Below are 13,386 nucleotides of genomic sequence, written 5' to 3'. Positions count from 1 at the left end.
AGCGGGATACCGGTAAATATCTTTTATGATGGTTATATGCAATTGTAACTGTTGATAGCGCTTCATGCCAGCTATTACTAGCGCTTATATAAACTTCCGGGTGCCATAAAAAATATAATCTTCTCTGAACTTTTTTGGTGTACAACCTTTTCTCTTTTTGAAGAGCCTGTTAAAGTTGGATATGTTATTGAACCCGCAGTTATAGGCAACCTCCGAGATGGATTGGGTAGTGTCGATCAGGAGCCTCGAAGCATTGCCGATCCTGCATTCCAGCAGGGTGTCCATAAAAGTGATGCCTGTTCTTGATTTAAAAAAGCGGCTGAAAGACATATCGGTCATGTTCACGATCTGAGCAGCTTCATTCAGTGTAATATTTCTTTGGAAGTTGTGGTTAATGTATTCCATTACCTTTTCAATACGGCGGCTGTTATAGTTCGAAGTATGGTCGGGCGAAAGCCCCACGTCAGAAAGAGTTTGCATATTGCGCGATATAGAAAGGTCGTGCAGTATCGATAATAGTTCGAGCACCGAATCAAAACCCTGTTTTTGGCCCAAAGTGCTGAGGCGGGGCATGATAGCCAGGATGGTTTCCTTTGAAAAAAGAATACCTCTCGGAGATAGTTCCAGCATCTTCTGGATGAAAACCATCTGGTTTCTTCTGAAGAATTTTTCGTTCAGGAAATCTTTTTGAAAATGAATAGTGGTTTCGGCAATCTCACTGCTTTTACATTGATAGGTTTCCCACACATGGGGCAAATTAGGTCCTACCAGTACCAGCTCCAGGTCGTCAATTACGCCTATATGATTTCCTATCATCCTGCGGGTGCCTTTGCCGTTACTGATAAAGTTCAGCTCAATTTCATCATGGCTGTGCAAAGGAAAATCAAACTCAGACTTTACCCTCCTGTTAATAGCAAAGCAATCGTAAGGTGTAAGCGGTATAATCTCACGAAGTATATTTTTAAACATAAACGTAAAATTATATAAGAATAATGTAATAAAAGTATCAATAAAAAAAACTATTTTAGGCCAATTTTGATAAAATATGTATAATAATATATTGATAATGAATTAATTATATTAATAATTTTTGTAATCGGTTTAAATTTTGTATAATTTGTATCATTTTATGACAATAAAGTATTAGGTTAAGAGCCCTTCAAAATAGTACCTTTAAACTAAACTTATTGCCATATGTTTAAAATGAAAAATGCAAGAGCATGGTTGCTTCTTGCGTGTACTTTTTTTGTGCTTTTTGCGCAGGCACAGGATACAAGAAAAATTTCGGGAGTTGTAAATGATGCTAACGGGGTGCCGTTAGCCAATGCAACGGTTCAGGTAAAAGGCACTCAATTGTATGCTGTTACCGATGAAAAAGGGCTGTTTACAATAAATGTGCCCAATGCCAGTAATATCTTAGTGGTCACGTACGTGGGTTTTCCTGCTAAAGAGACAGCGATAACGGACGGGGTATTGCAGGCAATTACGCTTTCGGGCAGCACCAGTACGCTAAGTGATGTAGTAGTGATCGGTTATGGCACTGCTCAAAGATCGAATCTTACCACTGCCCAAACATCTGTTTCTTCTAAAGCAATAGAGAAAACAGTAAATACTACTTTGGAGCAGGCACTACAGGGACGGGCCGCCGGAGTGTATGTAACTCAGAACTCCGGTCAGCCTGGAGGAGGTTTATCGGTAAATATCCGTGGTATCAGCTCTCTCAATCGTACCGCTCCTTTGTATGTGATAGATGGCATACAAATACAGAATGACGATGTATCCTACGGTAATCAGAGCTCTTCCAACCCTTTGGCGGGCTTTAACCCGGCTGATATTGAGGATATGCAGATACTGCAGGGGCCTTCTGCTACCGCAATATATGGCTCACGCGCAACAAACGGGGTTATTATTATTACTACCAAGCGGGGTAAATCTGGAGATTTTAAAATTAACTACAGTTACCAGCACAATTCGCAAAGGCCGCCCCGGCATCTTGATGTGATGAACCTGCGTCAATACGCGCAGATGGTGAACGACTACCAATATACTTTAGGTACGCCTCAGAATATACCGGAGAACTTTTTGGATCCATCTATATTAGGAGCGGGTACTGACTGGCAAAAAGCGCTGTTCAGGGTGGCTAATATGGGCAAGCACCAGCTCAGCCTGAGTGGAGGCAACAATAATACGACCTATTATATGTCCGGCGAATATATGAACCAGGATGGTGTGGCAGAAGGGTCGGGGTTCGATCGTTATGGCTTCAGGCTAAATCTGGATAATAAGCCCCGTACCTGGCTTTCGATAGGTACTAATCTTAGCTTTAACCAAACCAATGAAGTATTAACTGCAACTAACTACAGTGCTTCCGATCCGCTTATTGCCAACGCGCTCAGGCTCACCCCGCAAATACCGGTTAATAACCTCGATGGTACATGGGGTGGCAGTGATCCTATTAACGGGCAGGGGCAGTTTGCACCTGTAAATCCCATAGCCATCGCCAATCTTATTACCAATAAGAATATGAAACGCCAGTTCCTGGGCGGCTTAAATGTGGCTGTTACCCCTTTAAAAGGATTAACACTAAGAAGTTCATTTAACGGAAGTCTCGGAAACGGGCTTTCTATGTACTATACCCCTACTTACAGGCTTGATCAATGGCATTTGCAAACTGTAAATTCATTAAACGAGGGTACTTTTTCAAGCTGGTACTGGAACTGGAACCAATTGGTCGAGTATAACAAACAAATTAATAAGCATAATATTAATTTAATGGTGAGCCATGAAGCACAGGAGTCCTGGTATAAAGTTATATCCGCAACAAGAACAGGCTTCCTTACCAATGATGTGTTTGATCTTGAGGCTGGTGACCCGCTCTCTGCCACAAATGGCGGTGGTACCTATCCCTGGGCTCAGGAATCTTACCTGGGTAGGGGCACCTATAATTATGATAACCGCTATTTGTTAGTGGGCACATTCCGGCGGGATGGCTCTCCTAATTTTGGCTCAAATAAAAGATGGGGTACTTTTCCTTCATTATCTGCTGCGTGGCGGGTAAGCCAGGAAAAATTCTTCAAATCCTCTTTAATCAATGAATTAAAACTGCGCCTTGAAACCGGTTTGACCGGCAACCAGGGTACCGGTTCAGGTATTTATGCGCCTATGGTGCCGGGTGCTACCACCTGGGGTACCGGCTTCTTGCCCGGCACTTTTACTAACCCCGATTTACAGTGGGAGGAAACCAAAACCAATAACGTAGGTATTAATATAGGTTTATGGAAGAACCGGCTTACTATAGAGGCTGATTATTACGTAAAAAATACGGATAACCTTATTATGAACGCTACCTTGCCTAAATATACGGGTATTAATGATGCCGTTGGAGCTGTTGGGCCTCCGCCGGTAAATACAGGTTCTCTGCAAACAAAAGGCTGGAACCTTAGTTTAAATGGCACTGTTGTGCAGAAGAACGATTTCAGATGGGAGTCGAACCTGAACCTGTCTCATTTCAAAACAGTAGTCACTTCTTTAACTTTGGATAATGTACCTATTAGCCGTACTTCCGATTGGATATTTGGTTATACATTTCCGTGGGTGCAGCGTTCTTCTGTAGGCGGCCAGCCCTGGTTATTCCGTGGCTATATAGCAGAAGGTGTTTTCCGGTCAGTAGAAGAAATTAATAATAGCCCTGTTCCGGCAGATGGAAACGGTGTTCGCCGGCCAACCGAAAACTCGAATAATGGGATTTGGGTAGGCGATGCAAAATATAAAGATGTCAATGGTGATGGTATTATTACAGTAGACGACCAAACCGATATTGGTAATCCCTGGCCTAAGTTGAGTGGCGGGTTTACTAACACGTTCTCCTATAAAAGCATCGAGCTGAGTATACTGGTTACCGGTGTTTATGGAAATGACGTGTATAACGCTATCCGGCAGCTAAGCCTGAATCCCAACAACGTAAACCTGAGCCGTAACTTTTTAACAGAAATGACCAATTACGCAAAGCTTACAGGAAGTGAATCCAATCCTGTATTAGAAAACCCTGGTACAACGATCCCGCGTATTACTACATCGGGTGTGGCAAGTGAAAATAACCAGAACGTGGTTTCCTCGAGGTTTGTGGAAGATGGCTCTTACCTGCGGGTAAAGAATATTTCTTTGTCTTATAGCCTGCCTTCAAAAATAATCAACTATACGAAAATTTTAAAAGGAGTAAGAGTAGGCGTAGGCATTCAGAACGTACTGACATTCACTAAGTATAAAGGTTATGATCCCGAAATTGGTGCATATACCGGTGCAGGTGCCAGCTCTGGTAACCAGGCTATTGGCCTTGATTTTGGCCGCTATCCGCTTACCCGAATGTATAATGCCTCTATAAGTGTTAATTTCTAAAAATTGCTGATATGAATAATAGATTTCGTTTCAATAATGTTTTAGCATTGCTGCTGGTAACCGTGGCATTTGCTGCCTGTAAAAAAGGCTTTCTGGAAAGGCCGCCTTTAAGCGCTATAACCGATGCCAATTTTTATAAAACCGATGAGCAGGTATTGGCAGGCACCAGTTTATTGTATAGCAAAGTATGGTTCAGCTACAATGATAAGGCCAGTTTTTCGTTAGGAGATATCAGGGGAGGAACGGTTTTTTATCCATGGGGCGGCGATTTCAGAGCTCATGTACTATTTACCGCTACCGGGGAGAACGGCCATGTTACGGCATCGTGGAATGCTTTCTTTACCGTGATAGCGCAGGCCAACCTCTTCCTGTATAATATAGAAAGATATGGCGGGGCCGACGTCTCTCCGTCAGTAAAAAAGCAGGCTATTGCAGAGGCAAAATATATGCGGGCACTGGCATATCGTTATCTGGTAATGAATTGGGGGCCTGTTCCGATTATCGAAAATAATTTTGAAAAGTTATACGACACTACTATTACCCGGAACACTATATCCAGTGTATGGAAGTTTATAACAAGAGAAATGAAAGCTGCGGCAGCAGATCTGCCCGAAACGTCTACCCAGGAAGGCCGGGTCACCAAATGGTCGGCAGAAGGAATGCTGGCAAGATTTTATTTAACCCGCGCCGGGGTAGAGTCAAATGGCGGATCGAGAAACCAGCAGTTTTTAGATAGTGCCAGGTACTATGCGCAAAGGGTAATTACACTAAGCGGTAAGCGTTTATTGTCCGACTATGCCAACCTGTTTAAATACCCTTATGATAATAATAACGAATCGTTGTTTGAGCTGCAATGGGTATTTACAGGAGGAACCGGTACTTATGGCCTGGGAAATAGCGTGATCGACCAGATCAGTCCTAATACCGATCTGGCCCTGAACGGATGGGGTGGCGGATACAGCGCTACCTGGTGGTTGCTGGGCCAGTACGAAGGTTTTAGCAAGGTTTCAGAAGATGTAATGAAGGGAAGAACGCTAGATCAGCGGCTGAAAGCTACTTTCCTGTTTCCCGGCTTTGAATATCCCGAGATCAAGGTAAAATCGACCGGAGCCTCCTACGTGCATCCGTTTACATCAAGCGATGGGCAGAACCCCGCCAGTATTAAAAAGTATTTGGTAGGTGCTCAAACCCTGGAAGGCCTGGCCGCGCAGCAGAACTATCCACAGAACACCTATATGCAGCGCCTGGCAGAAATGTACCTGGTTTATACAGAAGCAGTGATTGGTAATAGTGGTTCTACTACCGATGCAACAGCTATAGATTATTTTAATGCGGTTCATACCCGTGCAGGGCTGCCGCCTTATGAGGTGAGCGGGCTGGGAGCAAAAGGACCGCTTACGCTGGACGAAGTATTTTCTGAAAGGTTCAAGGAGTTTGCCATGGAAGGAATGGCCTGGTATGATATTATTTCGCTTCAGTACTGGAATCCTGCAAAAGCATATAACCTGATCAATTCGCAGGACAGGGGATTGTTTTTGGTGCAGCCGAATGTGATGCCCAATCCATCAGAGTGGACCATTACCAAAACATCATGGTTTTCTGAAAGAAGTGCTAATGTAGGCAGCGGTAATTTCTACCTGCCCATTCCTAATACCGAATTGGCCCAGGCCCCTAATTTGCAAAAGCCTCCGGTAGATTATCCATAACCTGTACATCCTATTTTTTAAAGCAGAAATTCAATAAGAATGCAAAAAATATATATTACAATAGTTGCTGTTCTTGTGCTGATGGGCACAGCAGCATTATTTGCTTCCTGTAAAAAGGAAGATCAAAATAAAATGCCTTCTGTAAGCTATGTGCGCATCACCGATCCTGCAGCCTCCGATTCATTGCTGGCCGGGGCAGGCCAGGGGCAGTTAGTGGCTATCATGGGCGATAACCTGGAAAATGCGGTAGAAGTTTGGTTCAACGACCGGAAAGCGGTTATTACGCCTACTTACATTACTTCAAGATCTATTTTGGCATCAGTGCCCAGCCTGGTTCCCGGCAACATAATCAACAAGCTGAAAATTATATTCAGGAATGGTTATGAGCTGCTGCATGATTTTAAAGTACAGATCAGCAAGCCTGCCATAAACAGTATGCTCTGTGAATTTGTAAATGAAGGGGGTGTGGCCACTATCAACGGAGATTATTTTTATGCCCCGGTATCGGTAACATTTACCGGCGGTGTTGAGGGCGAAGTGGTTGAAATAGCAGACCAGGCCGTTAAAGTAAGGGTTCCTGCAGGCGCGCAGCCAGGTCCTGTTACTATAAAAACCAATTTTGGGGAAACTCAATCCGATTTCTGGTTCAGGGATAACAGGAACCTTTTTATCAGCAGCGATCCTTACGAAGGCTGGTGGAACAGCAGCCTGGTGGTAAGTAATCCAGGTGCAGGGGATCCTCCGCTGATCAATGGTAATTATATCCGGTTAACTAAAGAGGTGACAGCATGGAGCTGGACCGAATTAGCCGGAGGCCCGGCAAGCTCTATGCCCGTTCATAGCAAGAACATACCCGATGAGGCAATTTTAAAACCACAGGATTATTACCTCAAGTTTGAAGTAAACACCATTAAGCCTTATAATGGGAATGCTGTGAAAATAAATGTGGGATTAACAGCAGAACAAAATGGTGGTTATATATGGCCTGCACCATTCGATACCAAAGGGCAATGGCAAACGGTAGTGATCCCGTTAACAGAAGTATTCGATTCTTATACTGTTAGGCCCGTAATTAGTGCTTCGGGCTACTGGTGCCGTCTGTTGGTAGGTAATGCAGCCGGCAACTGGGATGCAGATATATGCTTTGACAGCTTCAGGGTAGTGCCCAAAGAGTCTAAATAATATTACTAAAGTAACAATATCAGGGATATGAGAAATATTATAAAAGCTAAATCATTATTGGCGCTGTTAGTGCTTTTGCTGCCCGCTGTATGGCTGCAGTCGTGCAAAAAAGACAAGGAAGAAGTCACAACGGGTGAAGTGGTACTGCTCAGTTTTGGGCCAACCGGCGTAAAGCACGGCGAAGAAATCCGTTTTATAGGGCATAATCTCGATAAGGTAACTGCCATAGTATTTGCAGGTACTGGCGCAGTGGTAGATAAAGCGACATTTACTGCGCAAACTGCTACTTTGATCACCCTTGTGGTTCCGCACGCAGCTGAACGGGGGAAGGTTATATTAAAAACCAGTAGCGGTGATATTATTTCCAAGTCTATGTTCGATATGGGTGTAGGTGCTACCGTAACTTCCGTTACGGGGGAGGCAAGACCCGGCGCTAATATTACAATACATGGTACCTTTCTCAACTGGGTTACCTCTGTAACATTTGGTGGTGATAAACTGGTTGAAAATTTTGTAAGCAAAAAATTTGATGAGCTGGTAGTTACCGTTCCGGCGGACGCCAAAACCGGCCCCCTGCTAATTGTGTATAGCGGCACTGAAGCGGGTGATTTCGAAACAACAGAAATCCTTACAGTTACATTACCGTTGGCTACTGCTTTTTCACCGGCTGCGGTAAAGCACGGTGATAATGTTACCATTAAAGGAACAGATCTGGACCTGGTTAAAAAAATTGTTTTCCCGGGTGTGGCTACTGCAGTTACCGAATTTGTCAGCCAGTCTGCAACTGAGCTCTTGGTAAAAGTGCCGGGTGCTACTACCAGGGGACGGGTAAAACTGGAAGCAGCATCGGGTGTACAGACAGAGTCGGCAAATGAATTGAATATCATATTACCTGCCATTACGCAGTTAGCTCCCAATCCGGTAGACCCGGGAGCCGATCTTACCATAACCGGTACTAACCTGGACCTGGTTACTGCAATTTTATTTGAAAATGTTACCAATCCTGTTACCAGCTTTGTCAGTCAGTCTGCTACGAAAATAGTAGTAAAAGTACCTACGGGTATAGCGAATGGCTTGGTGACATTAAAAGTATTAAACTCTGTTTTAACCGTACAGTCCTCCGGTATTCTCGAAATAACAGGTGCGGCACCTCCCCCGGTTATTGCTTTACATCTTTATGATGATGCCGTGGTAAACTGGAATGGCTGGGTTGGCGATGGCTGGGGTGGAACCAGGGATTATGCCAATTCAACACCTGTAAGGGTAGGTTCCAAATCCATTAAGGTAGTATATAACGCCGGAAGCTGGGGATCTCCTATCCAGCTGGGTAATGGTAATATTAGTTTGGCGCCTTATACAATGTTTAAACTATCGGTCTATCCAACTGCAGGTACTGCGGGTATGACGCTAAATATCCAATTTAATGGTGGCAATTATTCGCTGGTGTTGGGTGCAGCGGGAGAATGGAAGGATTATGCAATTCCTGTAGGTAGCCTTACTTCCGATGCATCCTTAACGCAATTGACTATTCAGGATATGCAGGGTATTGGCGGTACTATATATGTTGATGAGATTGGGTTAAATTAAAATAGTAATGCCCGGCAGGCAATAGGCACTATTGCCTGATTGGGTTTTATGAGTGTACCCAACCGCGTGTCTTATAAAAAATATGTACTGCTTTGGGCTGTTACTGGTGTTTGTTGGCATCGTGCAGGTTTTTTCTCAGCTGGGTCTTGTTCCGGATTAATGGGCTACCGTATTATTTTATCAGTAACAATTACTGGTAAGGTCCTTTGTTGAGTATGGATAAGCCTGGCAGTTAATAAGCATGTTTACATAAGCAGGGTCGGAAAGAGGGCGGTATTAAATAGTTAAATTTAAAGATATGGAGCAAAGTTTTGAAGCGAGGCTTTCAGCGCTGCAGGATCGTTATCAGCAACTGATCAACAGGGTGAATGAGCCTGTTGAAGAAAACAATGGAGTGTACGAGCGTTATAAATATCCTGTATTAACAGCAGCCCATACTCCCGTTTTCTGGCGTTACGATCTTAATAGGAAGAACAATCCTTACTTAATGGAAAGAATGGGTATTAACGCAGTACTGAATGCTGGGGCTATAAAATGGAAGAACAAATACCTTGTAATGGCCCGGGTAGAAGCAGCGAACCGTAAATCTTTTTTTGCTATTGCAGAAAGTGATAATGGCATAGATGGCTTCAGGTTCTGGGATTACCCGGTTCTGATTCCCCAAACCAATGTGCCCGATACGAATATTTATGACATAAGACTTGTGGAGCATGAGGACGGATGGATCTATGGTTTGTTTTGCTCCGAAAGGAAAGATCCTTCTGTGCATGAATCTGATCAGTCTTCGGCTATAGCCCAGTGTGGGATAGCGCGTACCAAAGATTTAAAAAGCTGGGAACGTTTGAACGATCTGGTAACACCGTCGGCCCAGCAAAGGAATGTGGTATTGCATCCCGAATTTGTAGATGGTAAATATGCTTTTTATACCCGGCCGCAGGATGGCTTTATCGATGCCGGCAGCGGCGGGGGTATAGGCCTGGGCTTTGCTGATAATATGGAGCATGCCGTAATAGAAAAAGAGCAGGTAATTGAGAGACGGCGATATCATACCATATCAGAATTAAAAAACGGTCTGGGGCCGGCCCCGCTTAAAACACGAAAAGGCTGGCTGCACCTGGCACATGGCGTACGTAATACTGCTGCAGGATTAAGATACGTGCTGTATATGTTTATGACCGACCTCGGCGATATTTCAAAAGTGATACACAGGCCTGCGGGCTACTTCCTGGCTCCCGAAGGTGATGAGCGGGTAGGCGATGTGTCTAATGTGGCATTCAGCAATGGGTGGATTGCAGATAATGATGGTAAAGTATTTATTTATTATGCTTCCTCTGATACCCGGGTACATGTAGCCGTGTCTACAATAGACCGCCTGCTGGATTATGTGATAAATACACCTGCAGATGGCTATACTTCTTATAATACGGTATTAACATTGCATGATATAATAAAAGCTAACCAGGCAGTATTAGAAGAGTGGCAGGTGTTGCCTGTGGTAAATGGATTTGACCGGTAATTGTATAGTAATGGACGATGAACAAATACGGATAGAGAAGTGTGAGGTTTTAGCCCGTGAGATGGATGCGGAGCTGGGTCATATCCTCCGCTACTGGATCAGTAATGCAGTGGATGATCGTAACGGGGGATTTCTGGGAGAGATAGATAATAACAATAACCCCCGGCCTGGTGCCGCAAAAGGGCTGGTGCTTAACAGCAGGATATTGTGGGCATTTTCAGCAGCTGCCGGCTTGCGTAAAGATCAGCAGTTAGTGCAACTGGCGCGAAGAGCCTATCGGTATATAAGAGATCATTTTATAGACAGGCAATATGGCGGTGCTTACTGGTCTGTAACCTCCCGGGGAGAAAAGCTGGATGGTAAAAAACAAACCTATGGTATAGCTTTTTGTATTTATGGCCTGAGTGAATATGTAAAGCTGACCTCTGATAAAGAAGCCCTCGAACTGGCGAGGCAGCTGTATGTACATTTAGAGCGACATACAGCTGATAAGGAAGGCAAAGGATATATAGAGGCGTTTACAGAAAGCTGGCAGCCTGTTGAAGATCTCCGGCTTTCAGATAAGGATGAAAATATGCCTAAAACAACCAATACGCATTTACATGTGGTAGAAGCCTATGCAGCATTGTACGAAGTTTGGCCGGATGGCAACCTGTCTGGAAAAATAAAAGACCTGTTGGATATTTTTGACCAGAAGATCATTGATAAGCAAACCTGGCATCTGAAGCTGTTCTTTAACAAAGAGTGGGGACCCGCGGTAAGTGGTTATTCTTTTGGACACGATATAGAAGCGGCCTGGCTGCTGCAGCATTGTGCTGCTGCGCTGGACGACAAAATGTACCTGGAACGTTTTGAGCAGCTGGCGATAAAGATGAGCGAAGCAACCTTGCGTTGGGTAGATAAAGATGGTGCGTTATATTATGAAATGGATGGTGTTTCAGGATCAGTTAATAAAGAAAAGCACTGGTGGGTGCAGGCCGAAGCTATGGTGGGTTTTTTAAACGCGTACCAGCTTACGAATGATCCTTTATATGTTCAATACCTGCTGCACACATGGAATTTTATCAGGGTGCATATTATTGACAGGAAATATGGAGAATGGTTTTGGGGAGTAAAAGAGGATTATACAAAAATGGATGAGCCTAAACTGGGTTTTTGGAAATGTCCTTATCATAACGCCCGCGCCTGTCTTGAAATAATAAAGCGGGTGCGTAAGCCTGTTTTAAAAAAGATATAATGAGGGTATATTTAAAAGCTGTGGTGTGTTTATTGTCGCTGGTTGTAAGCATGGCCTGTAAAAAGGGCAGACCTTCCGATCCTGACCCGCTGCCTTTACCTGTACAGCCCGGTGATAAAGAAGCGGAGATAAAACCACAGGCCGACCCGCCTTTGGCAGCAACGGTAGGTTTCTTTATAGAACACTGGGGTCCTAAAAGTTTTACTGTTCCTTCAGTTGTTGCCAAGGTAGCGCCGCCTTCCACTACAACCGTTACGGTTACGGTAGATCGCAGCAATGTAATAGGTAAGGTGCCGGCTACCCTGCTTGGTAATAATGCAAATACCTGGATGACACAAATGGTTACCGAGCCGAAGCTGATGAACCATCTTTCGCAAAATAAACCGGGCTTTATACGTTTTCCCGGCGGCAGTATCAGCGACCTGTTTTTCTGGAATGCCGCGCCGGGTGTCCCTCCGGCCAACGCTCCGGGAAAGTTGCTTGATGTGAATGGTGCCGCTGTTGATGCGGGTTATTGGTATGGAAAAAATGAAGCAGCCTGGACCCTTTCTGTGGATAATTATTACAGTATGTTACAGCAAACAGGTAACAAGGGGCTGATCACTGTTAATTATGGATTTGCACGTTATGGAAAAGGCCCCGATCCTGTAGCCGAAGCGGCCCACCTTGCAGCAGACTGGGTTCGTTACGATAATGGGCGCACCCAGTACTGGGAAATAGGTAACGAGAATTTTGGAAGTTGGGAGGCAGGTTACAGAATCCATATAGCTGATAATAAAGATGGGCAACCTGAATTTCTTACGGGCCAGTTGTATGGAAAGCATTTTAAAGTATTTGCCGACTCCATGCGTAAAGCTGCCACAGAAAAAGGTAAAAAAATATATATAGGTGCTGTTATGGTAGAAGCCGAGCCCGCGAGCTGGGAAACCAATACCTTTAAAACATGGAACAGTGGTGCGCTTATCGCGCTTGAAAATGTGCCTGATTTTTACGTTACACATAGTTACTATACTCCTTATCATGTAAATTCTGCTGCGGCCGAAATACTTTCATCGGGAAGTACGGTTACGAAAAGTATTATGCAGTATGTAAAACAGCAATTTAAAACTTATGGTGTTGCTGAAAGGCCGGTAGCAATGGACGAGTGGAATATATTTGCTACCGGTTCCAGGCAAATGGTATCGCATGTAAGCGGCTTGCATGCCGTGTCGGTATTATCCGAAATGCTGAAACAGCAATTTGGATTTGCTTCGCGATGGGATTTGGCCAATGCCTGGGAAGATGGCAACGATCATGGTTGGTTTAGCCAGGGCGATGAGCCTGATGGCATACCTAAATGGACGCCCAGACCGGCATTTTATCATATGTATTATTTTCAAAAAGTACTTGGCGACAGAACTTTAAATGTTACTGCATCTAACCCGGCACTTGAGGCCTATGCTTCTTCCTTTACCTCGGGAGAAACCGGGGTAGTGTTGCTGAATACTTCTGCTGCAGCAATGGGTGTGGAGGTTAAGATTCATAATTTTCTGAAAGGGGATACATTTTACTGGTACACACTTACAGGGGGATCCGATAACGGGGAATTCTCCCGGAGAGTATATGTAAATGGGCAGGGACCTGCCGGTGCTGCCGGTGGACCTGATAATTACCTGTCCATTCCGCCTTCGGCGGCTGCTGTATCAGGAGGAATTAAAGTATCAGTGCCTGCAAGAAGCGCTGTGTTTATGGTAGTGGATAAAAAATAAGGGAAATATTGGCCG

The 13,386-nt window shown here is 44.3% G+C and carries 8 protein-coding genes; 7 read left to right on the top strand and 1 reads right to left on the bottom strand.

Annotated elements, in window-relative coordinates; all coding sequences use genetic code 11:
- Window positions 1-84 precede the first annotated feature (84 nt).
- A complete protein-coding gene (locus ACYVBM_RS00615; protein WP_460683664.1) occupies window positions 85-969 on the bottom strand; it encodes an AraC family transcriptional regulator in 885 nt (294 codons plus the stop codon).
- Between the two features lie 225 nt (window positions 970-1,194).
- On the opposite strand from ACYVBM_RS00615, the gene ACYVBM_RS00610 reads away from it, so the two are divergent.
- The 7 genes from ACYVBM_RS00610 (at window position 1,195) to ACYVBM_RS00580 (ending at window position 13,371) form a co-directional block, all read left to right on the top strand.
- Window positions 1,195-4,395 carry a SusC/RagA family TonB-linked outer membrane protein gene (locus ACYVBM_RS00610; protein WP_460683663.1) on the top strand — a complete coding sequence of 1,067 codons (3,201 nt, stop codon included), beginning with the start codon at window positions 1,195-1,197 and terminating at the stop codon, window positions 4,393-4,395.
- 11 nt (window positions 4,396-4,406) lie between these two features.
- Window positions 4,407-6,101 carry a RagB/SusD family nutrient uptake outer membrane protein gene (locus tag ACYVBM_RS00605; RefSeq protein ID WP_460683662.1) on the top strand — a complete coding sequence of 565 codons (1,695 nt, stop codon included), beginning with the start codon at window positions 4,407-4,409 and terminating at the stop codon, window positions 6,099-6,101.
- A 39-nt stretch (window positions 6,102-6,140) separates the two neighbouring features.
- Window positions 6,141-7,283, top strand: a complete 1,143-nt coding sequence (locus ACYVBM_RS00600; RefSeq protein WP_460683661.1) for a glycan-binding surface protein — start codon at window positions 6,141-6,143, stop codon at window positions 7,281-7,283.
- A gap of 27 nt (window positions 7,284-7,310) precedes the next feature.
- Window positions 7,311-8,870, top strand: a complete 1,560-nt coding sequence (locus tag ACYVBM_RS00595; RefSeq protein ID WP_460683660.1) for an IPT/TIG domain-containing protein — start codon at window positions 7,311-7,313, stop codon at window positions 8,868-8,870.
- Window positions 8,871-9,168: 298 nt separating this feature from the next.
- Entirely contained in the window at window positions 9,169-10,386 is a 1,218-nt protein-coding gene (locus ACYVBM_RS00590) for a glycoside hydrolase family 130 protein (RefSeq protein ID WP_460683659.1), read from the top strand.
- A gap of 10 nt (window positions 10,387-10,396) precedes the next feature.
- Window positions 10,397-11,623, top strand: coding sequence for an AGE family epimerase/isomerase (locus ACYVBM_RS00585; RefSeq protein WP_460683658.1), 1,227 nt, complete (start codon window positions 10,397-10,399; stop codon window positions 11,621-11,623).
- A complete protein-coding gene (locus tag ACYVBM_RS00580; RefSeq protein WP_460683657.1) occupies window positions 11,623-13,371 on the top strand; it encodes an alpha-L-arabinofuranosidase in 1,749 nt (582 codons plus the stop codon). Before ACYVBM_RS00585 ends, ACYVBM_RS00580 begins: the two co-directional genes overlap by 1 nt.
- The last annotated feature ends 15 nt before the right edge of the window (window positions 13,372-13,386 follow it).

Source organism: Niabella aquatica (genome assembly GCF_054779315.1).
Note: the sequence above shows the minus strand (reverse complement) of the source record. Positions and strands in the feature narration are given on the sequence as shown.

What these genes read in the sequence shown, in the direction of transcription:
- ACYVBM_RS00585 (WP_460683658.1), top strand. Translation starts at nt 10,397, where the DNA reads ATGGACGATGAACAAATACGGATAGAGAAGTGTGAGGTTTTAGCCCGT.
- ACYVBM_RS00590 (WP_460683659.1), top strand. Translation starts at nt 9,169, where the DNA reads ATGGAGCAAAGTTTTGAAGCGAGGCTTTCAGCGCTGCAGGATCGTTAT.
- ACYVBM_RS00610 (WP_460683663.1), top strand. Translation starts at nt 1,195, where the DNA reads ATGTTTAAAATGAAAAATGCAAGAGCATGGTTGCTTCTTGCGTGTACT.
- ACYVBM_RS00595 (WP_460683660.1), top strand. Translation starts at nt 7,311, where the DNA reads ATGAGAAATATTATAAAAGCTAAATCATTATTGGCGCTGTTAGTGCTT.
- ACYVBM_RS00605 (WP_460683662.1), top strand. Translation starts at nt 4,407, where the DNA reads ATGAATAATAGATTTCGTTTCAATAATGTTTTAGCATTGCTGCTGGTA.
- ACYVBM_RS00600 (WP_460683661.1), top strand. Translation starts at nt 6,141, where the DNA reads ATGCAAAAAATATATATTACAATAGTTGCTGTTCTTGTGCTGATGGGC.
- ACYVBM_RS00615 (WP_460683664.1), bottom strand. Translation starts at nt 969, where the DNA reads ATGTTTAAAAATATACTTCGTGAGATTATACCGCTTACACCTTACGAT.
- ACYVBM_RS00580 (WP_460683657.1), top strand. Translation starts at nt 11,623, where the DNA reads ATGAGGGTATATTTAAAAGCTGTGGTGTGTTTATTGTCGCTGGTTGTA.